Source organism: Vibrio neptunius, from assembly GCA_019339365.1.
Lineage (GTDB): Bacteria > Pseudomonadota > Gammaproteobacteria > Enterobacterales > Vibrionaceae > Vibrio > Vibrio neptunius.
In genome coordinates this window covers 31,191-53,038 of sequence record CP079859.1, presented here as the reverse complement: position 1 = coordinate 53,038, position 21,848 = coordinate 31,191, and the positions used below count along the sequence as shown (strand labels likewise).

17 protein-coding genes and 3 pseudogenes are annotated in these 21,848 nt (G+C 45.5%); 19 read left to right on the top strand and 1 reads right to left on the bottom strand.

Going from position 1 to position 21,848, the window contains the following annotated elements:
• The 18 genes and pseudogenes from KW548_00225 to tldD all read left to right on the top strand — a co-directional run bounded on the left by KW548_00225 (position 1) and on the right by tldD (position 19,507).
• Positions 1-1,224 carry a type II secretion system F family protein gene (locus tag KW548_00225; protein QXX06636.1) on the top strand — a complete coding sequence of 408 codons (1,224 nt, stop codon included), beginning with the start codon at positions 1-3 and terminating at the stop codon, positions 1,222-1,224.
• Between the two features lies 1 nt (position 1,225).
• Complete coding sequence (locus KW548_00220) at positions 1,226-1,687, top strand: MSHA biogenesis protein MshF (GenBank protein QXX06635.1); 462 nt, start codon at positions 1,226-1,228, stop codon at positions 1,685-1,687.
• Between the two features lie 77 nt (positions 1,688-1,764).
• Complete coding sequence (locus tag KW548_00215) at positions 1,765-2,340, top strand: prepilin-type N-terminal cleavage/methylation domain-containing protein (GenBank protein QXX06634.1); 576 nt, start codon at positions 1,765-1,767, stop codon at positions 2,338-2,340.
• Positions 2,341-2,373: 33 nt separating this feature from the next.
• Positions 2,374-2,835, top strand: a complete 462-nt coding sequence (locus KW548_00210; GenBank protein QXX06633.1) for a type II secretion system GspH family protein — start codon at positions 2,374-2,376, stop codon at positions 2,833-2,835.
• Positions 2,836-2,982: 147 nt separating this feature from the next.
• Entirely contained in the window at positions 2,983-3,474 is a 492-nt protein-coding gene (locus KW548_00205; GenBank protein QXX06632.1) for a type II secretion system GspH family protein, read from the top strand.
• Positions 3,452-4,017, top strand: a pseudogene (locus tag KW548_00200) (type II secretion system GspH family protein). The gene KW548_00205 and the pseudogene KW548_00200 overlap by 23 nt, the downstream one beginning before the upstream one ends.
• Complete coding sequence (locus KW548_00195) at positions 4,017-4,790, top strand: prepilin-type N-terminal cleavage/methylation domain-containing protein (GenBank protein ID QXX06631.1); 774 nt, start codon at positions 4,017-4,019, stop codon at positions 4,788-4,790. Before KW548_00200 ends, KW548_00195 begins: the two are co-directional and overlap by 1 nt.
• Entirely contained in the window at positions 4,762-5,184 is a 423-nt protein-coding gene (locus tag KW548_00190; protein QXX06630.1) for an MSHA biogenesis protein MshP, read from the top strand. Before KW548_00195 ends, KW548_00190 begins: the two co-directional genes overlap by 29 nt.
• Entirely contained in the window at positions 5,181-8,393 is a 3,213-nt protein-coding gene (locus tag KW548_00185; GenBank protein QXX06629.1) for an MSHA biogenesis protein MshQ, read from the top strand. The genes KW548_00190 and KW548_00185 overlap by 4 nt, the downstream gene beginning before the upstream one ends.
• Positions 8,390-8,659 carry a hypothetical protein gene (locus tag KW548_00180; GenBank protein QXX06628.1) on the top strand — a complete coding sequence of 90 codons (270 nt, stop codon included), beginning with the start codon at positions 8,390-8,392 and terminating at the stop codon, positions 8,657-8,659. Before KW548_00185 ends, KW548_00180 begins: the two co-directional genes overlap by 4 nt.
• A 153-nt stretch (positions 8,660-8,812) precedes the next feature.
• A pseudogene (locus tag KW548_00175) lies at positions 8,813-9,857 on the top strand (rod shape-determining protein).
• Between the two features lie 58 nt (positions 9,858-9,915).
• Entirely contained in the window at positions 9,916-10,803 is an 888-nt protein-coding gene (mreC, locus tag KW548_00170; GenBank protein ID QXX06627.1) for a rod shape-determining protein MreC, read from the top strand.
• A complete protein-coding gene (gene mreD / locus KW548_00165) occupies positions 10,793-11,281 on the top strand; it encodes a rod shape-determining protein MreD (protein QXX06626.1) in 489 nt (162 codons plus the stop codon). Before mreC ends, mreD begins: the two co-directional genes overlap by 11 nt.
• A gap of 6 nt (positions 11,282-11,287) precedes the next feature.
• Positions 11,288-11,845, top strand: a complete 558-nt coding sequence (locus KW548_00160; protein QXX07946.1) for a Maf-like protein — start codon at positions 11,288-11,290, stop codon at positions 11,843-11,845.
• 22 nt (positions 11,846-11,867) lie between these two features.
• A pseudogene (gene rng, locus KW548_00155) lies at positions 11,868-13,338 on the top strand (ribonuclease G).
• A 7-nt stretch (positions 13,339-13,345) separates the two neighbouring features.
• Positions 13,346-17,221: a TIGR02099 family protein gene (locus KW548_00150; GenBank protein ID QXX06625.1), complete on the top strand. Its 3,876-nt coding sequence runs from the start codon at positions 13,346-13,348 to the stop codon at positions 17,219-17,221.
• Positions 17,222-17,233: 12 nt separating this feature from the next.
• Positions 17,234-18,052 carry a carbon-nitrogen hydrolase family protein gene (locus tag KW548_00145; GenBank protein QXX06624.1) on the top strand — a complete coding sequence of 273 codons (819 nt, stop codon included), beginning with the start codon at positions 17,234-17,236 and terminating at the stop codon, positions 18,050-18,052.
• Between the two features lie 9 nt (positions 18,053-18,061).
• The gene (gene tldD, locus KW548_00140) at positions 18,062-19,507 is read left to right on the top strand and encodes a metalloprotease TldD (GenBank protein QXX06623.1); all 1,446 of its coding nucleotides are present in this window, start codon (positions 18,062-18,064) and stop codon (positions 19,505-19,507) included.
• A gap of 77 nt (positions 19,508-19,584) precedes the next feature.
• On the opposite strand, the gene arcA is transcribed toward tldD, so the two are convergent.
• Positions 19,585-20,805, bottom strand: a complete 1,221-nt coding sequence (gene arcA, locus KW548_00135; protein QXX06622.1) for an arginine deiminase — start codon at positions 20,803-20,805, stop codon at positions 19,585-19,587.
• A gap of 565 nt (positions 20,806-21,370) precedes the next feature.
• Here arcA and rraB point away from each other — a divergent pair.
• Complete coding sequence (gene rraB, locus KW548_00130) at positions 21,371-21,784, top strand: ribonuclease E inhibitor RraB (GenBank protein QXX06621.1); 414 nt, start codon at positions 21,371-21,373, stop codon at positions 21,782-21,784.
• The last annotated feature ends 64 nt before the right edge of the window (positions 21,785-21,848 follow it).

Genomic DNA, 21,848 nt, shown 5'->3' with positions numbered 1-21,848 from the left:
ATGCCAGTATTTAGTTATCAGGGACGCAACATAGACGGTACAGCCGCGACTGGGCAGGTAGAAGCCCCAAATGAAGAAGCGGCTGCAGAGTCTTTGATCAACAAAGGCGTAATTCCTACGGCTATCACACTAGGTAGAAGTGGTGGGAGTGCGTTTAGCGCGGATTTCGGAGCTCTATTTAAGCCGTCGGTTCCTCTCGAAGTGCTGGTTATTTTTTGTCGTCAACTCTATAGCTTGACGAAGGCGGGGGTCCCTTTATTACGTTCAATGAAGGGGTTAACCCAAAACAGCGCCAATAAGCAGTTGAAACAGGCACTAGAAGAAGTGACGCAAGAGCTGACCAATGGACGCAGCTTGTCGGCATCCATGCAAATGCATTCTAAAGTGTTTAGTCCGTTGTTTGTTTCCATGATCAATGTTGGCGAAAACACAGGCCGACTGGATCAGGCCCTTATGCAGCTGGCTAATTATTATGAGCAGGAGGTGGAAACACGTAAACGTATTAAAACAGCGATGCGTTATCCGACGTTTGTGATCAGTTTTATTCTCGTTGCGCTGTTTGTTCTCAATGTTAAGGTGATTCCACAGTTTACCAGTATGTTTGCTCGCTTTGGCGTTGATCTGCCCCTGCCCACCCGAATTCTGATCGCGACATCTGACTTCTTTGTCAACTATTGGGCCTTTATGCTGGCGGGGATTGTCAGTCTGATATTTGCTTTTAAGGCATGGGTAAGAACGGCAACTGGCGAGGAAAAGTGGGACAAATTTCGCTTACGCATGCCAATCATTGGCGATTTAGTGAATCGTGCTCAGCTATCACGATTTTCTCGTACTTTTGCACTGATGCTCAAAGCGGGGGTTCCTCTGAACCAGTCACTGGCACTCTCTGCAGAAGCTTTAGAAAACAAATATTTAGAAAACCGTCTTTTAGAGATGAAGTCGTCCATTGAAGCAGGGGGAACTATCTCAACCACAGCGAGTAATAGTCAGGTGTTTACGCCGTTGGTGCTGCAGATGCTATCCGTTGGAGAAGAAACCGGACGAATTGATGAGCTTTTGCTTGAAGCAGCGGATTTTTATGATCGTGAAGTGGACTATGACTTGAAAACGCTGACAGCCAGAATAGAGCCTATATTATTAGTCGTAGTAGCAGGTATGGTATTAATTCTTGCACTGGGCATATTCCTGCCAATGTGGGGCATGCTAGACGCTATTCAAGGTTAATATGGCGGGTGGCATACAACGCTCAAGGTTAGTCGTCTGGTTGTCGACTATTATTATTTTATTGCTCAGCTTTGTTTTGGTGCTGGAAAAATTAGAGCAGGATGTTGATGACGCTGCTTTTTTACTGGCCAGTAAGCGGATAATAGAAAGAGCGAGCTATTATAAACAGCAATGGATGTTGAAAGGGCAGCGAGAACGCTTGATTGTGGAAAATCAAAGCTTGGTATTTTCTGAGACAGGTTGGGTATTGCCAAAAATATCTGAAAAGAATAAGCAGTGTATGTCTTGGCTTTCACTATTATACCCGAAGTTGAGCATTTTGGATTCAATACCACTCAAGGTGGTTAATCGCTCTGAATTAAATAATTACCAATGTGACTATATTTATACTCAGGGTAAATCGATTCATATACAACTGGTGGACAATACGTTTACTGTGAGTGTCGGCTTTTCATCAACTTGATTTTATTGACATATTTGTGATGGTTATATCGTAGATATCTCGTATAATACGTTGTACTAAATAGCGAGTTTGTAATTATGCATAATAGGCAGTTTGGTTTTTCGTTAGTTGAGCTTGTCGTTGTCATTGTCGTTGTCGGGTTACTGGCGGTGGCCGCTTTACCTCGCTTTTTAGATGTGACTGACGAAGCAAAGAAAGCCAGCGTAGAGGGGGTTGCCGGTGGTTTTGCGACTGGAGTGCTTTCAGCTCGCGCTCAATGGGAAGCGGAGGCTCGTCCATCGTTGACAATAAGCTCAGAATCGTACAACCGGGTTGATTATGACGGTGTCGATTTCTGGCTGACTCGCTCGAAAAATAGCAGCAATGCGGATACGGGGTTTCGCGATGGTTACCCTTACGGTTTGAACACAGACAATGTCAGTTTTCCAACCAGCCTTACGGATCAGATGTGTATAGATTTAATGGAAAGTTTGCTTCAAAACCCACCTAAGGTGGACACTGTTACAAACTCGAATACGAATTCTAATGTAAAGTATTCAGCACAAGCTGATGATTCAAACGATACTTGTACCTATATTCAGAAAGAAGGTAGCTCGGGTCATCAGTTTGTTTATGAGATTAAAACTGGTCGTGTGACCGTGACATTGCAGTAAAACTGCGGATCTTTAGATAGAGAGATAGAGACTATGAAAAAACAAGGCGGTTTCACCCTAATCGAATTGGTGGTGGTGATTGTTATTCTCGGTATTCTGGCAGTCACTGCAGCACCTCGTTTTCTTAACCTACAAGGAGATGCACGAGAAGCATCTTTACAAGGCCTTAAAGGTGCTATTGATGGTGCTGCTGGCATTGTGTATGGCAAAGCTGTTATTGATGGCCGAGAAACGGCGAGCGCCGCTGCTGGGACCGCAGTGGAAGGCGTTTTGACAATTTATGGTTACCCGCTGGCGACAACTGGTGGTATCGGAGCGGCAGTTGTCGGCCTTGATAGTGATTGGAGCGTTGTGACAAGTGTTGCAAATACTAGTATTACCTATGGCTTCAGTGGCTCTACCGATGCAACATGTGCTGTTACTTACACGCAGGCCACAGGGACTGCTGTTGCGAGTGCGGCTTCGACAACCGTAGCTACAGGTGGTTGTAACTAATTATTAAAGAAAGGCCAGCAACGCTGGCCTTTCTTTTCTTAGACATCTGATTAATTTCTCATTTCCTCTCAAAACCTACCTAGAACACCCTCATTAATGGTTTTTCTAATTTATAATCAAACAAGAAATTAACTACTTAGGTAATTTATGAATGCTAAGCCTTGTCGAGGCTTTACGTTAATTGAGCTTATTATAGTTATTGTGTTGCTTGCTGTGGTTTCAGTCTATGCTGCTAGTCGTTACGTGGGCAAAAGCAGTTTTGATGCACAATTAATGGAAGAAGCCGTTTTATCGTCACTGCGCTTAACTCAGCTGAGAGCGATGAATCGCAGTAGTTTATGCGGGCGTTGGATTGTCAATGGAAATCAAGCGATTGATATGGCGGCATCCATCGTGTCTGGTGCATGTACAACGACGTTTCCTACTGACACCAGCGACAGTAGTTTTGTTGACGCTAACGAAGATGGTGTGTCATTAACAATCAGCTCAGGTAACTTTATTGATTTTGACAGTCTAGGACGTCCATCTCAGTGTTCTTCAGCTTCTTGCACCATTACTATTCAAGGGCAGTCTGGTACTCGTCGATTTATTTGTATTAATTCAGAAGGGGGGATTTTTGCGAACCCGACAAGCTGCTAGACATAACGGTTTTTCGTTATTGGAAATGGTGATCGTTATCGTGATTATGGGCATCGCGATCAGTGGTGTATCGATTGCGCTGTTTCCTAAAGGTAAACAAAGTGCTGAGCAGGTTTCATCGGTGAAAGCGGCGGAGTTAGGCCGCGCGGTGTTGGATGAGGTGTTGGGCCGTAATTTTGATCACAATTCTGGGCCAAATGGTGGTTTACCCGAATGTGTTCTCGTTGCGACTATCGACCGAGATTTATGTACAGATGCTACCGCCCTTGGTCCCGATTCGGGGAGACAAATAAAACCTTATACAATGATGTCGACGACTTTGATGGCCTGAACGGTGCCGTTCAAGATGTGCTGGGTGTTGATATTAGTGGCGAGTATCAAGGTTATAACGTCGCCATTATTGTCTTCTATGAGCAGGATATCGGTGGCACCATGCAAGGCGTAGAATCTCTCACCAGGACACATTATAAGCGAATTACCGTTACCATTACTGATCGTCAGGGGAACACTTATCCATTTTCAGCGACAAAAGGGAATTTTTGATGCGCGGTTTTACTCTGATTGAAATGGTTATTTCCATCACTTTGTTAGGCATTGTTGGGCTGTTTGTCGGTGAAGTGGTGCGTCAATCATTGGTACTTTACTCAGACTCATCTAATCGTGAAGCTTTGATTCAGCAAGGGCGCTTTGCTACTGAAAGGCTACGTCGAGAGATTAGAGAAGCCATTCCCAACAGTGTCGTGGTCGCGAATAACTGCATTGAAATTTTGCCGATCACAAACAGTGCTATATACATGGATCTACCCACCGTTGCGGCTACGTCAGCCTCCATTCGAGTGCTCCCTGTTGTGAAAAGTATCAGTGCCGGGGAACGTGTTGTGGTGTACCCAACAGACGCGGCAGAGCTGAGGCAGAATATTAGTGGTGTTGGCCAAATTGCCCAAGTGAGTACAGATGTTGATTTTAGTGCCAGTGGAGCGATGACTTCCATGGTGAATGTCAATTTAACGGTCAGTGCAGGTTTTACTACATTGAGCCCTGCGGATCGTTTGTATTTCTACCGTGATCCCGTCGCATTTTGCTTGGTTGGCACTGAGCTATTGAGGTATTCCAACTATGCTCTAGATAGAGCGACGTTAGATCCTGCATTGCTTGGTCAGGGGGTTAGGATCGCGGGGAATCTCGCTGCAGTGAATTTTGTTGTTGCTTCACCTCAACTGCAACGCAACGGTTTGGTGAAGATGGAGCTTACGTTTTCTGATAATGGAGAACAAATAAGGTTTGATCATGATGCACTTATCTACAACACGCCGTAGTCAAAACGGGAGTGGGCTGCTTCTGGTGATCTTCATCATTGTTGTAGTGGTGGGGTTTGTGGCGGCCATCGCCAATCGAAATCAAGAGCGTAGTAGTGATCAACTGATTGCATCAGTTATTGGAACCAGAGCAGAAATGGCGGCACGCTCTGCGGCACAGATAGAAATTAGCCGTTTTTATCAGACCGTTACTGACGGTAGCTGTCAGGTCGGGGCCGCGCAAACGATTCGTTTTTCGGGGGCTGGTTTATCTCAGTGCTCGGCCTCGGTGACATGTACCTCTTTGGGAACGCTGGATAATAATGTTGAGGTCTTTCAATTGGTTTCAACAGGATTGTGCCAAGTGGGAGGGTGGCAACTGCAAAGAGTCATTGAGGTAGGAGTCAGGCAATGAAAATGATGAGGAACATTGTTTTTTTCGTGATTGGTCTAATGATACCATTTTACGCTTATGCTGTACCTCAATGTACAGACATCTTTACTGATCCTCCCTCTGGAAATCATTCCGGTAATGGCTTAGTTCCACCATCGGACGTTATTAATAATAAGCTTGGTAATCTTGACTGTTTCCGCTTTGGAGGAAGTAATCTTTGTTGGCAAGGCTTTACATTAAGAACGAGTGACTTTACACCTGGCGATTACAGTTATAACTCTGGTCGATTTCAAAATAGCGTTGAACTCAGCACCAATGGTTCAACGACTCGTTTGTATTTTGATTCTCTCCAACTAACGAATGCTGAGTTAAACCTTGATGGTGATCCGGAAGATTTGTTTATTTATGTGGCAGGTAGCTTGCAGCTTGCTGGTCAGAACAAAATCAATGGCATTTTGTATGTCGCGGGAAGCGTTCAGGTCGCGGGTAATGCACAAATATCAGGGGCTCTTGCTGCTGGAGGCGCGCTAGTCACAACGGGTAACAGCACGGTAACGGTTGAGCCCGATGCGATAGAAAGCGCTAATCTTATCGGTATGTGTGACACATCAAGCGTTCCTTTGGAGTGTTTTAGTGATGATTTCAATTCAGGCTCACTATCTAATCTCTGGGTGACGTCGACCAGCAGTGGTTCTTTCATGCCAGGTGTGATCAGCAGTCGATTGCGTTTTACTCAAGCGGTGCAAGATCAAGCGACGTCGTCGACTTATCAGCGTCTATTCCCTGCTAAGGATAACTTGGTTGAAATAGAGTTTGATCATTTTGCCTATAATGGTTCCGGCGCGGATGGTATTGGTGTTGTGCTTTCCGATGCACTAGTTACGCCGAGAGCAGGCGCGTTTGGTGGCCCTCTAGGTTATGGTTTTAAACCCAATGAGCCGGGGTTTGCTGGTGGATGGCTCGGCGTGGGGATTGATGAATATGGTAACTTCTCCAATGAAGGTGGCCAAGGCAGTGAACCAGGAAGGCGACGTCAATCTGTTGCGATGCGTGGCTCTGGTGTCGGTGAAACGGGTTATCGTTATTTAGCGGGTGCATGTAACAATGGCCAAACGAATCAGAATGGTGACTGTTTGTCGCCAACCGTGGATAACAATAATTCTGGGGCGGTACATCGTTATAAAATTGTGGTGGATTCACGGATCACCAATGAATCGCAGGTAGAGATATCACGTAAGATAGGGAGCGGTAGCTGGCAATCCATTGTCGGGCCAATTAATGTTTTAGATAGTCAATATAATCAGGCAGCGGTACCGGATGATTTCTTACTCTCTATTACTGGCTCGACAGGCAGTGTGACCAATATCCACGAGATTGATAACTTCCAAGTTTGTGCGTTTAAATCACGCCCCATAGAAGAGCAAATCGATCATTTTCGTATTACCCACACTGGGCAAGGCATTACATGCAACAAATCACAAGTCACCATTAAGGCATGTAAAAATGAAAGCTGTACGGAGTTATACACTGACCCTGTCAGCATTACCTTATCTCCCTCCGTCGTTCCTGGAGGAGGAGGCTGGGAAGGGGGAATAACCCAAACCATTACTGGTGGCTCTGAGACCTTTTTTATACGGAAACATTCTCCAGGCAGTATCAAGTTAGATGTGGTGGGGTCAAACCCTCCGGCTCGTCCTTTCTCTACTAATTTATGCCAAATTGGTAGTGGCAGCTGGAGCGACCAGAACTGTAATTTAGTCTTTTCTGATAGCGGTTTTGTTATCGATATGCCAGACAAGTATGCCGCTGAATCCGTTGAAGTCACGCTTAGTGCTGTCAAGCAGGGAGACAGCAATACTAAATGTGATGTCGGCTTTGGGGGAGTGACAAAGAGTGTCGCCCTTTGGAATCAGTATTTAGACCCAGGAGCAGATTTGGTCGGAAGCCCTAAAGTATCTGTTGATGTGACGGGAAGTGATACGGATCTTGGCACCAGTGAGTTAGTGGCGACAAATTATAATTTAGCGTTTGATAGTAACGGTCAAACGAAATTCAATCTCAATTATGATGATGCAGGTCATTTACAGTTGAATGCAAAATATGTCGGAACTGGAGATGAATTAGGGTTAGAGCTTAGAGGTGCAGAGAATTTCGTGAGTTTCCCTAAATATCTGACCATAACAGCTGAAAATTCGTCTGGGGGCTCGGGAGTCTGTAGTAGTGCCGATACCAGTTGTAGTGTTTTCGCCAAAGCAGGGGAAAGCTTTAATCTTAAGGTGACCGCTTACAATCAGGATAACCAAGTGACACCTAACTACAAACATAGCAACATTACCATCAGTCATAGTTTGGTGCAGCCCTCAACAGGCACCGCAGGCAGTATTAGTACCACCTCTTACAGCCATACTCCTATTTTGAATGGTACCAATAGCGTGACGCAATCGGTCTCTGAGGTTGGTGTGTTTCGTTTTACTGTGACGCCACCAAGCTCATTTTATGGAAGTACGGCTAAGAGTATTACCGCTGGTACGACAGGGAATATAGGACGTTTTATTCCTGCGTATTTCGAACTTCCAACGACGTCTACTGATATTTTGAATACGCCAGTGCTGCAGGGTGCTTGCTCTCAATCCCCGAAGTTTAGCTACATTGGCCAATCTTTTGGTTATTCGACTAGCCCTGAACTGACACTAAATCCTAAAGCCGTGGATGGTTCACCTGTTGGTAACTATGTTATCGGTGAATGGTGGCGATATAGCAATAATTGGGGAAGCCGTAACTACCTCTCGGATAACAGTCTAACGATGGCTCTCGACACTGCGGCTTCACCCAGTGTGACCAGAACACCTGCGACTGGCAGCACCATGGTGCTAGAAAATGAGATGATTTATTACACCAAGGCAACGACGCCAATCAATCCTTTTACTGCTAGCTTTCAATTGGTATTAACTGCGAGTGATGTGACGGATTCCGATGGTGTTTGCTTAAAGCCCAATGACTCAGGTAATTGCCAAGGAATTAATTTTGATGATGTAGATGGGACTATGGCCCTACGCTGGGGAAGATTGGTTATCAACGACACTTATGGCTCTGAGATTGCTACGGTGAGACAGCGACTGGAGCTGCAACATTATCAAAGTGATCGCTTTGACACCAATACCGATGACTCATGCACTAGCTTTGGGGGATCGGTAACTTTGTATTTACATCGGGGAACTACACGGTTGTGACTAATGGTAGTCCTACTCAGCCGGAGGTTAATGCTTCGCTTACTTCTGCGATAGCCAGCGGTGGAGAGTCTTGGATAGAGTTTACTCCTCCCGGATCTGGTAGCACTGGAACGATCACAACCTCTCTCAATGTGGATTTGTTATTTCCTTGGCTAAAATATGATGAAAATGGCGATGGCAGTCTGGATGATGTCACTTCAGGACTGACACAATTTGGTCTATACCGAGGGAGTGATCGAGTCATTTGGTGGAACGAGCAGAATTAGAGACAACGAGATTTTTCGACTTTCGTTAGGAATCTGTTAGAAATTGCGGGTTTCAGTCCATGTTTATAGTTCAATGCCTTGCTGATAAGGCAAGGCATTGGTACATTTAGTGCAATTTTCTATCTTCTAATTCTTTCAGGACGAGCGAAGAATATGTTCAAAAAACTTCGTGGCATATTTTCTAATGATCTATCAATCGATTTAGGTACTGCCAACACTCTTATCTACGTCAAGGGACAGGGTATTGTTCTAGACGAGCCTTCAGTAGTCGCTATCCGTCAGGACCGTAACAGAGCAGGAAAAAGTGTTGCTGCTGTTGGTCATGCTGCAAAGCAAATGCTGGGTCGTACTCCAGGTAACATCTCGGCAATTCGTCCTATGAAAGACGGCGTAATTGCAGACTTCTATGTAACCGAAAAAAATGCTGCAACACTTTATTAAGCAAGTTCATGATAATAGTGTACTGAAACCAAGCCCTCGTGTTTTGGTATGTGTCCCTTGTGGTTCTACTCAGGTTGAGCGTCGTGCCATTCGTGAGTCCGCACTGGGAGCAGGTGCACGTGAGGTCTATTTGATTGATGAGCCAATGGCGGCGGCAATTGGTGCTGGCCTACGAGTTTCAGAGCCTACTGGCTCTATGGTTGTTGACATCGGTGGCGGTACTACAGAAGTAGCGGTGATCTCTTTAAACGGCGTAGTTTACTCCTCGTCAGTACGCATTGGTGGTGACCGTTTTGATGAGGCCATTATCAACTACGTTCGTCGTAACTACGGTAGCTTGATCGGTGAAGCGACAGCAGAGAAAATCAAACACGAGATTGGTTCAGCATACCCAGGTGATGAAGTTGAAGAAATTGAAGTGCGTGGCCGTAACCTTGCTGAAGGTGTGCCACGAAGCTTTAGCCTGAATTCAAATGAAATTCTCGAAGCTCTACAAGAGCCTCTGACTGGTATCGTGTCTGCTGTGATGGTCGCCTTGGAGCAGTGTCCACCAGAACTTGCGTCTGATATTTCAGAAAATGGTATGGTTCTGACCGGCGGCGGTGCGTTACTTAAAGATCTCGATCGCCTTCTCACTGAAGAAACAGGCATTCCAGTCGTTATTGCTGAAGATCCACTGACTTGTGTGGCTCGTGGTGGCGGTAAAGCTCTAGAAATGATCGACATGCACGGTGGCGATCTATTCAGTGAAGAATAATCGGGTTTGCCTAGTATATCGCTAGGCTGCTTCGATTCGATTAAGGAACTCATATTCAATGAAGCCTATTTTTGGCCGAGGACCTTCACTTCAGCTACGCCTGTTTTTCGCAGTCATTATATCAGCCAGCCTTATGCTGGCTGATAGTCGTTTAGGCGCATTTGCACAGGTACGCTACTTGCTCAACAGCGTAGTTGCCCCTATTCAGTATCTCGCTGATGTTCCTCGTACTATGTTTGACGGGGCTTATGAACGGTTCAACATTCGCAAAGACTTTATGGAGAGTAATCACCAGCTTAAACGCGAAATTTTGCGTCTTAAAAACGACATGCTGCTTTTGGATCAGTACCGTGAAGAAAACCAGCGTCTTCGAAAGTTACTGGGCTCTTCGTTTGTGCGGGATGAGCGTAAGGTCGTTACTGAGGTTATGGCAGTGGATACGTCCCCCTATCGCCAACAGGTTGTCATCGACAAAGGCCAGATAGATGGTGTTTATGTCGGTCAACCCGTAGCTAACGAAAAAGGCATTGTTGGTCAGGTGACATTTGTATCAGCGCACAATAGCAGAGTGTTGTTACTGACTGATAGCCAGAGCGCAATTCCAGTTCAGGTGATACGTAACGATATTCGAGTTATTGCGTCAGGTAATAGCAAAATTGACCGAATTAACTTAGATCACATCCCGATTAGCCTAGATATTCAGGAAGGTGATTTATTGGTGACTTCTGGGTTAGGGGGCGTGTATCCAGAGGGATATCCTGTGGCTCATGTCGTCGATGTGCTGCGTGATACGGCACGAGAGTTTGCCGCTATTGAAGCGGAACCCGTAGTAGACTTTGAACGTCTACGCTATCTATTGTTGATCTGGCCAAATGACTCACGTCAGAACAAAATCCAACAGGCATTACCGGACAATATGCAAGAGGTAACAGGTAATGGCAAATAGTGTATTCAAAGGCAAGATGGTCATTGTCGTCTCGTTTTTAATTGCCTTAACACTGCAGACGATTCCATGGCCTGGTGTATTGGATGTATTGCGACCGTCTTGGTTGTTTCTGGTGATTTGTTACTGGGTACTTGCATTACCTCATCGAGTTAACGTTGGCACAGCTTTGGTGCTCGGTCTGTTGTGGGACTTACTGCTAGGTTCAACATTAGGTATCCGCGGTATGATGATGTCAATTGTGGTGTACCTCGTCGCACTTAATTTCCTCGTCCTACGCAATATGGCACTTTGGCAGCAAGCGATGCTGATTGGAGTGCTTTCCATGATTCTCGACGTCTTGATCTTTTCGGGTGAGTATTTGATACAGGACATAACGTTTAATCTGCTGTCACTTTGGAGCGGATTAATCAACTGTATTCTCTGGCCATGGCTATTCCTATTGATGCGTAGAGTAAGACGACACTGGCATATAAGGTAATTAATGATGAAAAAACTGGTGTTAGCATCAGGCTCTCCGAGACGGAAAGAATTGCTGTCACAACTGGGCTATTCATTTACTGTCATTCGCACCGATGTTGAAGAAACGCAGGCCGATCAAGAGACGCCCGTTCAGTATGTATCACGCCTTTCTTTAGATAAAGCGATGGCTGGCGTAGAGGCTGAGAGTGATTCCGTCGTGCTTGGTTCAGACACGATCGTGGTCTGCGATGGTACGGTTCTGGAAAAACCAGAGAGTTTGGAACAGGCTAAACAGATGTTGATGCGACTTTCAGGTCGTGCTCATCAGGTAATGACGGCAGTGACCGTTGCAACCATAGAACAACAAGAGACTGTAGTGGTGACTACAGACGTTTGGTTTAAACCTTTGTCCGAAAATGAAATAGAGCAATACTGGCATACTGGTGAACCATGCGATAAGGCTGGTAGCTATGGGATCCAAGGGATTGGCGGACGTTTCGTTACGCGTATTGAAGGCAGTTATCACGCTGTGGTGGGGCTGCCATTATTCGAAACAGACCAGCTCTTGCACAAATTCTTATAATTTAAAATATTGAGGTGCGCCGATGAGTGCAGAGTTGCTAATCAACGTGACCCCGAGTGAAACTCGCGTGGCCATGATTGAAGGGGGAACCCTACAAGAGATCCATGTTGAACGTGAAGCAAAGCGCGGAATAGTCGGTAATATATACAAAGGTAAGGTGAGTCGTGTCTTACCGGGGATGCAAGCCGCTTTTGTTGATATTGGTCTCGATAAAGCCGCCTTCCTTCATGCTTCTGATATCGTTCCTCATACTGAATGTGTGGCTGAAAATGAGAAACAGCAGTTTCAGGTCAGAGATATTTCCGAGTTAGTTCGGCAAGGGCAAGACATTGTTGTTCAGGTGGTGAAAGATCCATTGGGTACTAAAGGTGCTCGTTTGACAACGGACATTACTCTACCTTCTCGTTATTTGGTATTTATGCCCGGTGCTAGCCACGTAGGCGTATCACAGCGTATTGAGAGTGAAGATGAGCGCAACCGCCTCAAAAAAGTGGTCGGTCATTACTGCGATGAAGATGGCGGCTTTATCATTCGCACAGCTGCAGAAGGCGCTCATGACTCTGAGCTATCTCAGGATGCTGCATTTCTTAAGCGCCTCTGGTCTAAGGTGAATGAACGTCGTACCAAGTACAAAACCCGCTCTACGCTCTATGGTGAGCTTGGATTATCTCAACGTATCCTCCGAGATTTTGTCGGTACAGAATTGACTAAGATACTGGTTGATTCTCGTTTGGAGTTTGAAAATCTCAAAGAGTTTACATCTGAATATGTTCCTGAATTGACGGAAAAGCTCGAACTGTATAATGGCGATAAACCTATTTTCGACATGTACGATACCGAGAATGAGATTCAGCGTTCTCTGGAGCGTAAAGTTGAGCTCAAATCTGGTGGTTATCTGATTATTGATCAAACAGAAGCAATGACGACGGTTGACATTAACACCGGTGCTTTTGTGGGGGCGCCGTAATCTCGAAGAAACGATTTTTAATACCAATGTTGAGGCGACGCAGGCGATTGCTCGTCAGCTCAGACTGCGTAACCTTGGTGGTATTATTATTATCGATTTCATCGACATGCTGTCAGAGGAACACCGTAAGCGTGTACTCACTTCTTTGGAGGCCGCTCTCGATAAGGATCGAGTGAAAACCAACATTAATGGTTTTACACAGCTAGGGTTGGTCGAAATGACGCGGAAACGCACACGAGAAAGTATTGAACACATTCTATGTTCTACTTGTCCAACCTGTGAGGGGCGGGGAAGTGTAAAAACGGTTGAATCGGTTTGTTATGAGATACTTCGTGAAATCACCCGAGTGAATCGGGCGTATGAAGCAGACAAGTTTGTGGTTTATGCTTCTCCTTTCGTTGCGGATGCACTACAAGGCGATGAATCGCACGCACTGGCAGAGCTGGAAGTCTTTATTGGCAAACAGGTCAAGGTTCAGGCAGAGCCTCTTTATATTCAAGAGCAATTTGACGTTGTCATGATGTAGGATTTTCGTGAACACCACTGTTAGACGTTTCACCCAAGTATTCATATGGCTCTTGGTGACTGTGATGGTCACCTTAGCTATTGTCATCACCTCATTGCGTATTACTTTGCCCCAGCTCAATCATTTCCAAAGTGCTATCCAGAGCTGGGTCAATAAAGGATCAGAACTTGATTTCGAAATCGGTCAGATCAGTGGGTTCTGGCGTAATACCCACCCTTCGATATCACTGCAGAATGTGCGTGCGAATACGCCTGAAAGCAGTGGTATTCATTTTTCGGCACAAACAGTCGAAGTTGAATTTGACCTCATTCAATCACTGATTGATCGGCGTCCAGTGATTGCCGATTTGAGCATTCATAACCTGAAGCTGGACATCAGCTCCATAGAATGGGTGCAATCTGGGCAAAAAACGGCGATGCAGCCGCAAGGTGAGCAGAAGAGTGTTGTACAGCAGTTGGATCAGCTACTTTTACGTCAATTAGATAGCTTTTCGTTAGTGGATTCTGAAATTTTGCTGCAGGGAGTTGATGGCTCAAAACGTGAACTCGACATAGCGAAATTGTTCTGGCAAAACAAAGGTCGACGCCATATAGCAGACGGTGAGGTCAGCATTGCTCACAGTAACCTTAATTCTGCTCAGGTTAAAGCCAACTTTATTGACCATGGTTCTCTGGCTGAAGTCAGCGGTGAGTTCTATCTAGCAGTCGACAACGTTTTGGTCACACCTTGGCTGACAAAATACCTTAAATCTGAAACGGGTATTGAAAAAGGTCAGGTGAGTTTAAATAGCTGGGTTACTCTGCAACACAACAAACCAACCAATGCCTATGTCGAATTAGAACCTTCTGAGCTGACATGGAAAGAGGGGCGTAAGCATGAACTGCTGATTGAGTCGGGTATATTACAGCTTGAGCCTAAAGGCGAAGGTTGGCAAGTAAATGCTCACTCACTTGCTCTGCAAACGGATGGCCAGCCATGGCCTGAGTTGGATATTGCTTATCAGTGGCAACCTGAAGACTGGCTACTGAATATCTCTCAGCTTGACCTTAAAGTCATTTCCCCATTGGTTAAGTTGGCACCAGAGTCGAAGCAAACCACCCAGCTCCTAGAAACTTTAGACCTAGGCGGTGTCGTGGAAGATATACGAATTTCAATGCATGGTGAAGAACTGAACTCGCTCAACTATTCTGCGCAGCTGACTGATGGTTCAATGAAACAATGGGAATTATTACCCGGTGTCCGCCATCTTGCCGCGACAATATCAGGTGATATACATCAGGCTAAAGCAAGTGTGACCTTAATTGATGACCTATTACCTTATGGCGAAGTGTTTCAGGCACCATTGAACATTAAGCAGGGGCAAGTCGATATGGTGTGGCAGAATCACAAAGATGGGTGGAGCTTGTGGGCAGATAAAGTAACGGCCGCAACACCTGATCTTCAGGTGCTCGGCTCGTTCAAGCTCGATTTTCCGAATGATAAAAGCCCTTTTTTGTCCTTCTATGCGGAAGCCGATTTGTATAATGCAGGTGAAACGTGGCGCTATTTGCCCGCTTTAGCGCTCGGACGAGACCTAACCGATTATCTTTCTACGGCTATTCAAGCCGGGAAAGTCAATACCGCTAAATTGCTCTGGTATGGTGAACTAGGTGATTTTCCATACCATAAGAATGATGGCATGTTCCAGGCTTGGGTAGGCCTGAAACAAGCGAAGTTCAGTTTTGATACCGCTTGGCCTGCCATCACGGATTTGGAGTTAGATTTACTGTTCCAAAATGATGCAATGTACCTTAACTCACGTAATGCAAGGTTAATGGACGTGAGTGCGACTCGAATTACAGGCCGTATACCTGAGTTAGCACCGGGCGGACATATTGAAATTGAAGCGAGTGCGGTCGCGCAGGGTAATGCTGTGCGTGACTACATGACGGCCTCACCATTGGTTGATTCTGTGGGCGCTGCGTTAACAGCGGTACAGGTTGATGGCAAAGTAGCATCCAGTTTCCAACTGAATATACCGTTTAGTTCTGATGAGGAAGCTCGTGCTTGGGGGTACGCTGAACTGGATGAAAATCAGGTCACCATCGAAACCCCACCACTGAAACTGGAGAACGTGTCTGGCCGAGTCGAGTTTGATAATGATGTCGTCAGCGCAGCCGGTTTGTCAGCGCAATTATTAAAGCAGCCTGTTGCCATTGATTTTGCTGGTGAGAATGCCGGTCAAGGTTACAACGTCAATATTGATGTTGTCGGTGACTGGGATTTGAAACCGCTAACACCTTATGTCGGTGAGCGCTGGATTGGGCCTTTAAAGGGGCATGCCCCGTGGAGTATGGGAGTCGATATTCAGCTGAATGATGTTGGATTTACTTACCAACTTGATACCAGTGCGGACCTTAAGATGGTGAGCAGTCAGTACCCTTATCCACTGAATAAAGACTTATATCAACTGGGGAAAGCCAGTATGCAGGCATCTGGCAATCAGGAAAGCATTACCGCTCGCTTACAGTTGCCTAGTTTGAAGTATCAAGCAGAAATTGATATTCGGCCTGACACACCTGTTTTAAAAGCGACAAATCTGATTTTAGGTAAAGGCAGTTTTAAAATTAGCCCAATAGCCGGTCATCAGGTTCAAATACGCACAGACAAGTTTGATCTTGAACAGTGGGCGGATCTGCTTTCTCGTTCTACATCAAGAGCGAGTGAGGCGGCTCTTAATGAGGTGAACACGCCGGAGATACCAACACCCAATCGAGTGGAATTGGATGTGGGGGAGCTGACCTTAGCGGGCATTGAATGGAATGATGTCGACTTTATTGCCAAACGTAAAAACCTTGGCTGGCATATGAGTCTTGAGAGTCAGGAGGCCGCGGGTGAGGCGAGCTACATTGAACCTTATGATCTCTCCGTAGCGCTCGACAGGCTACATGTGTACATTCCCGCTTTAGATGCCGAATACAAAGACAAGACCTTGTTTGAAGCGGGGAAAGATCAGAAAGAGCTAATCAGTCATTTTGAACGCGCTTTCCATGAGCAAGTTCCCAACATAACACTGACAATCGATGATTTTTGGTTGCAAGGTTATAAAGTCGGGCAAACGCACCTAGACCTCCAACGTCAAGGCGACCGAATCGAGTGGAAAAAGCTCTCTTTCCAAAGTGGTGCGAACAAGGTGGATATGAATGGTTCGTGGCTGCTTACGGAGGACATGAGTCATACTAAGTTCAATATCGAGATGTCTGGTGACAACAATAGTGATGTAATGGAACGCTTTGGAATTACTTCAGGCATTCAACAGGCACCGTTTGAGATAGACTCTAAAGTCGAGTGGGATGGCTCCCCTTGGTCGATGAAGGTAAACACATTGCAAGGGCATGTTTCGACTAAGCTAGGTAAAGGTCAAATCTCAGATGTCAGTGGGGCAGCACGCCTACTTGGTCTGTTTAGCTTAGATTCTATCATCCGAAAAATGCAGCTCGACTTTAGCGACGTCTTTGATAACGGGATGGCCTTCAATTCGATTAAAGGTAGCGGTGAGATTAAAAATGGTATCTTCCTTACCAATGATATAAAGATGGATGCGGTGGCGGGTGAGATGACAATCAAAGGGTTGGCTAACCTTAACTCACGTACTGTAGACGCAGAGGTGAACTTTGTTCCTGATATTACGTCGGGTATCCCTGTACTGACGGCGTTTGCAGTGACACCGCAAACAGCACTATATGTGCTTGCTATTACCACGGTTATTTCACCAGTTGTAGAGGTCTTTACTCAAGTCAATTATGAAGTGAAAGGGCCATTGGATGCGCCTGTCGTTAAAGAGCTATCACGGAGTAAAGGCGAGTTTAAGCTGCCAGAAACGTTACGCGAAAAAATTGAATAATGAGGAGCGCTCATGGAAAGAGTGGGACTGATTCAAATGACATCGGGGCCAGATGAACAGGAAAACCTGGCTTACATTCAACAGCAAGTGGCCAAGTTAGCCGCCGCTGGCGCTCAGTTGGTGCTCACGCCGGAAAATAGCTTAGTATTTGGTCATCGTACCGATTACCACACAATAGCGGAGCCATTAAATCAGGGAATGATTCAAACGGATCTGGCTATGGTAGCGAAACGACATGGGGTATTTCTAGTCATAGGAAGCATGCCAATTCGTTGTGAGAATGATGTGACCACGACCTCATTGGTCTTCAGTCCTCAAGGAGAGCTCATTGCACACTATGATAAGTTGCATATGTTTGATGTCGATGTTGCCGACTCTCATCAGCGTTATCGAGAATCCGAAACGTTCAAGCCAGGTGTGCAAATTGTGTCAGTCGATACGCCTATCGCTCATTTGGGCTTAACAATCTGCTATGATGTTCGTTTTCCACAGCTGTATAGTGAACTGGCGAAGCGGGGTGCAAATGTGATGCTGGTCCCCGCCGCATTTACGGCTGTTACAGGCAAAGCGCATTGGGAACCGTTACTAAGGGCAAGAGCAATAGAAACGCAAAGTTGGGTTATCGCGGCCAATCAAACTGGAGTTCATCCTTGTGGTCGAGAAACTTGGGGACACTCTATGGTAATCTCTCCATGGGGAGAAGTGGTCGCCAAACTCAATAGTGAACCGCAGAATCTGTTGGTCGATATTGACTTAAAACGAGTATCTGAAATCCGTAAGGCGATGCCTACTCTCAACCACACTCGGTTCCAAAACCAATTACATGTTTAAGAGCAAAGTATGACAATAAACCAAGTAGAAGACGCATTGCTAAACTCGGCAGGTCTAACCGAGAAGGACATTGCAAAGACTTTAGCCAGCATTGCTAGCCGTCAGATTGACTATGCTGATATCTATTTTCAGTCGAGCTGGCATGAATCACTGGTTCTGGAAGACAGTATTATCAAAGATGGTTCGTTTAACATTGACTGTGGTGTCGGTGTACGAGCGGTCGCGGGTGAGAAAACCGGTTTTGCTTACTCAGATCAAATCCACCTTGAAGGTTTGAAACAAAGTGCCATGGCCGCTCGTGGTATTGCACAACAAGGTCAAAATATTCAAATTCAGGCGTTCAAGCGTAGTGATAATCAACAAGTTTACGCTGCTGAGAATCCACTTGAAAGCTGGCAAAAAGAGCAAAAAACGCAATTGCTAAAAGAGCTGGATGCCTACATCCGTACCAAGGAGCCTTTGATTACAGAGGTGTCTGTAAGCCTGAGTGGTGTACATGAGCAAATGCTGGTTGCTGCAACAGATGGTACCTATGCTGGAGATATTCGCCCTTTAGTGCGTTTGTCTATCAGTGTACTGGCTCAGCGTGGTGAACGCCGTGAGCGAGGCAGTGCGGGTGGTGGTGGACGATTTGGTTATGACTTCTTTTTGACGGAAGAGCAGGGTATAAAAGTAGCCTATCACTACGCTGATGAAGCGATTCGTATGGCGCTAGTTAACCTTGAAGCTGAAGCTGCACCGGCGGGCGCGATGCCGGTTGTATTAGGTTCAGGCTGGCCTGGTGTTCTGCTTCATGAGGCCGTAGGCCACGGCCTGGAAGGGGATTTTAACCGTAAGGAATCTTCGGTATTTAGCGGCAAGGTTGGTGAGAAAGTCACCTCTGAGCTTTGTACTATTGTTGATGACGGTACTTTGAAAGACCTACGCGGCTCTCTTAACATCGATGACGAAGGGGTAGTTGGTCAATACAACACCTTGATTGAAAACGGTGTCCTGAAAGGTTACATGCAGGATAAGCACAATGCACATCTTATGGGGGTTGCGCCTACAGGGAACGGCCGCCGTGAGTCTTACGCACACCTTCCTATGCCGCGAATGACCAACACCTATATGCTACCAGGGCAACATTCGCCAGAAGAAATTATCTCTACGGTAAAGAAAGGTCTTTATGCACCAAACTTTGGTGGTGGTCAGGTCGACATCACGTCGGGTAAATTCGTTTTTTCTGCTTCAGAGGCTTATTTGATTGAAAATGGCAAAATTACTCGCCCTGTTAAAGGAGCAACCTTGATTGGCTCAGGGATTGAAGCAATGCAGCAAGTTTCTATGGTTGGTAATGACCTCAGTATTGACCGAGGTGTCGGTGTGTGTGGCAAAGCAGGTCAGAGCGTTCCTGTCGGTGTTGGGCAGCCCACCTTGAAGCTTGATTCGCTTACCGTTGGTGGTACTGACTAGACTCGACTCGACATACCCAATAACAATGAAAAAAAGGGTTGATGTTTCCACATCAACCCTTTTTGTTCTGTTTCTCTCTAAATATCGTCACGCTCAATTGGGCAGCTCATACAACGAGCACCACCGCGTCCGCGGCCTAGTTCATTACCCGGAATAGTCAGAACTTCGATACCTGCTTTGTCGTACTTCTCGTTAGTGTAAACGTTACGTTCGTAACCAATCACCACCCCTGGTTTTACAGTTAGGACGTTGTTCGCGTCGTTCCATTGTTCACGTTCAGCTTCATAGTTGTCGCCGCCAGTAGTGATTATCTTAAGATTATCGACGCCTAATGCTTGCTCAATAGCATGAGTGTAACTTGACACTTGTTCTACCTTCATCTCATTTTCCCCTTTCGATGTTAGGCGCCAAGTATCAAGGTCCTTGCGCATGATCTCGGGATAAACTGAGAAAGTGTCAATATCCATGTGGGTCATTACTGTATCTAAATGCATACAAGAGCGGTGTTTGGGCAAATCAATGGCAATCACTTCTTTCGCTTGACCATTCTTAAATAGATTTGCTGCTAAATTTTCAACACCTTGAGCTGTTGTTCGTTCAGACATACCGACCAACACAGCTCCTTTACCGATAACCAGTACATCACCGCCTTCAATATTGGCGTTGTCATAATGCAGATCTTCATCACCAAAGTATTTGATGAAGTCTTGTCCTGCGAATACAGGGTGCCAGCGATAAATTGCTCGTAGATGGTTTGTTTCGCGCTGACGAGCTGCTTTCATCATTGGGTTAAGAGACACGCCACCGTAAACCCAACATGATGTATCACGAGTGAAGAGGTGATTTGGTAATGGCTCGATAACAAAGTCCAGTGGACGATGCATCTTAGGTAACATTGATGCAGACTGTATCGGTAACTCCGAGTAAGCTAAGCCACCGAGCAAGATGGTTGCTAAGTGTTCATTATCCATATCCGATAAGTAATGGCGCAGGTCACGGGCAAACGTCGGACCGTAGCGGAAATCAGAAATCTGAGTATCTAGTAACCACTCTTTGGCTTCTTTGACGGCCAAAGTCTCTACTAGGAGATCGTGAAGTAGCAATACCTCGACACCCTGATTCGTCAAAGTTTGTGCAAACTGATCATGCTCTTCTCCTGCCGCTTCGACAGCAAGAACATCGTCAAACAGTAGCTCATGGCAGTTTGAAGGGGTAAGGTGGGTTAACGCTCGCTCTGGTCGGGCTAACAATACACGTCTTAACTGGCCTACTTCTGAGCCTACGTACAACTTACTCATTTTGCGTCCTTACAATAATATCCAATGCGTATTTATGACAAGGTTGTTATCAAGATGCAAGCGATAATGTTGGGTTCAAAAACTGGTTTTTGTTTTATTTGTGGTTTTTAATTCTATATATTTGGTTTTTATTGAGTTTTATAACTGAAATTTCAACTGCAAATTATGTGCGCTGACTTTGCGACTCTATTCGCCACGCTATAAGAGGGATTTTGACAAATTAGAATTGAATTCAGCATAGCTATTCATAACTTTGCCAACTGGTGGCAGAAAGGTATATTTCTATGCAGTTGTCATTTTTCCTAAGATATGCAGCGCTGAAAAATAAAAACTCACAACGACGGGTAACAAACTGTGATCGATGACCACAGATAATTCTGAATCACACTGATGATAAAAAAATGTTAAGTTTTCGATGTTGTGAGCTGGATCCTTTGAGATCGTTCATCATTCCCTCAATAAAGATGACGATCCGAATGGATTGCGGGTAGTAATTTCGCTGGATCCATGCGATATTCCGTTGCGGTAAAAATCGATCAATGTTGTCACTATCTGGAGCCGACTTATGTCTCATGAAGACGAATATCTATCAGTTGAAGAATTAATTGAGATTCAAAAGGAAGAGACTCGCGAGATCATCCAAGCCTTACGAGAAGACGGTAGTGATCCAGATGCGTTATATGAAATAGAACATCACCTGTTTGCTGAAGATTTCGATACGCTGGAAAAAGCCGTTGTTGAAGCGTTTAAAATGGGTTTTGAAGTATTAGAAGCAGAAGAAACAGAAGATGAAGATGGCAACAAACTGCTGTGCTGTGATGCGACAATGGAATCGGCTCTTGATGCAGAAACGATTGATGCTCAAGTAGAGAAGCTGATTCATCTTGCAGAGAAATATGACATCATCTACGACGGTTGGGGTACCTACTACGAAGGCGAAGATGCGCTGTATCCAGAAGAAGATGACGACGAAGAGTAACGAGTTATTGAAGAAACCAGCCCAAAGGCTGGTTTTTTTGTCGCTGTCATTCGGCGAGGGATAA

What these genes read in the sequence shown, in the direction of transcription:
- KW548_00225 (QXX06636.1), top strand. Translation starts at nt 1, where the DNA reads ATGCCAGTATTTAGTTATCAGGGACGCAACATAGACGGTACAGCCGCG.
- KW548_00220 (QXX06635.1), top strand. Translation starts at nt 1,226, where the DNA reads ATGGCGGGTGGCATACAACGCTCAAGGTTAGTCGTCTGGTTGTCGACT.
- KW548_00215 (QXX06634.1), top strand. Translation starts at nt 1,765, where the DNA reads ATGCATAATAGGCAGTTTGGTTTTTCGTTAGTTGAGCTTGTCGTTGTC.
- KW548_00210 (QXX06633.1), top strand. Translation starts at nt 2,374, where the DNA reads ATGAAAAAACAAGGCGGTTTCACCCTAATCGAATTGGTGGTGGTGATT.
- KW548_00205 (QXX06632.1), top strand. Translation starts at nt 2,983, where the DNA reads ATGAATGCTAAGCCTTGTCGAGGCTTTACGTTAATTGAGCTTATTATA.
- KW548_00195 (QXX06631.1), top strand. Translation starts at nt 4,017, where the DNA reads ATGCGCGGTTTTACTCTGATTGAAATGGTTATTTCCATCACTTTGTTA.
- KW548_00190 (QXX06630.1), top strand. Translation starts at nt 4,762, where the DNA reads ATGATGCACTTATCTACAACACGCCGTAGTCAAAACGGGAGTGGGCTG.
- KW548_00185 (QXX06629.1), top strand. Translation starts at nt 5,181, where the DNA reads ATGAAAATGATGAGGAACATTGTTTTTTTCGTGATTGGTCTAATGATA.
- mreC (QXX06627.1), top strand. Translation starts at nt 9,916, where the DNA reads ATGAAGCCTATTTTTGGCCGAGGACCTTCACTTCAGCTACGCCTGTTT.
- mreD (QXX06626.1), top strand. Translation starts at nt 10,793, where the DNA reads ATGGCAAATAGTGTATTCAAAGGCAAGATGGTCATTGTCGTCTCGTTT.
- KW548_00160 (QXX07946.1), top strand. Translation starts at nt 11,288, where the DNA reads ATGAAAAAACTGGTGTTAGCATCAGGCTCTCCGAGACGGAAAGAATTG.
- KW548_00145 (QXX06624.1), top strand. Translation starts at nt 17,234, where the DNA reads ATGGAAAGAGTGGGACTGATTCAAATGACATCGGGGCCAGATGAACAG.
- tldD (QXX06623.1), top strand. Translation starts at nt 18,062, where the DNA reads ATGACAATAAACCAAGTAGAAGACGCATTGCTAAACTCGGCAGGTCTA.
- arcA (QXX06622.1), bottom strand. Translation starts at nt 20,805, where the DNA reads ATGAGTAAGTTGTACGTAGGCTCAGAAGTAGGCCAGTTAAGACGTGTA.
- rraB (QXX06621.1), top strand. Translation starts at nt 21,371, where the DNA reads ATGTCTCATGAAGACGAATATCTATCAGTTGAAGAATTAATTGAGATT.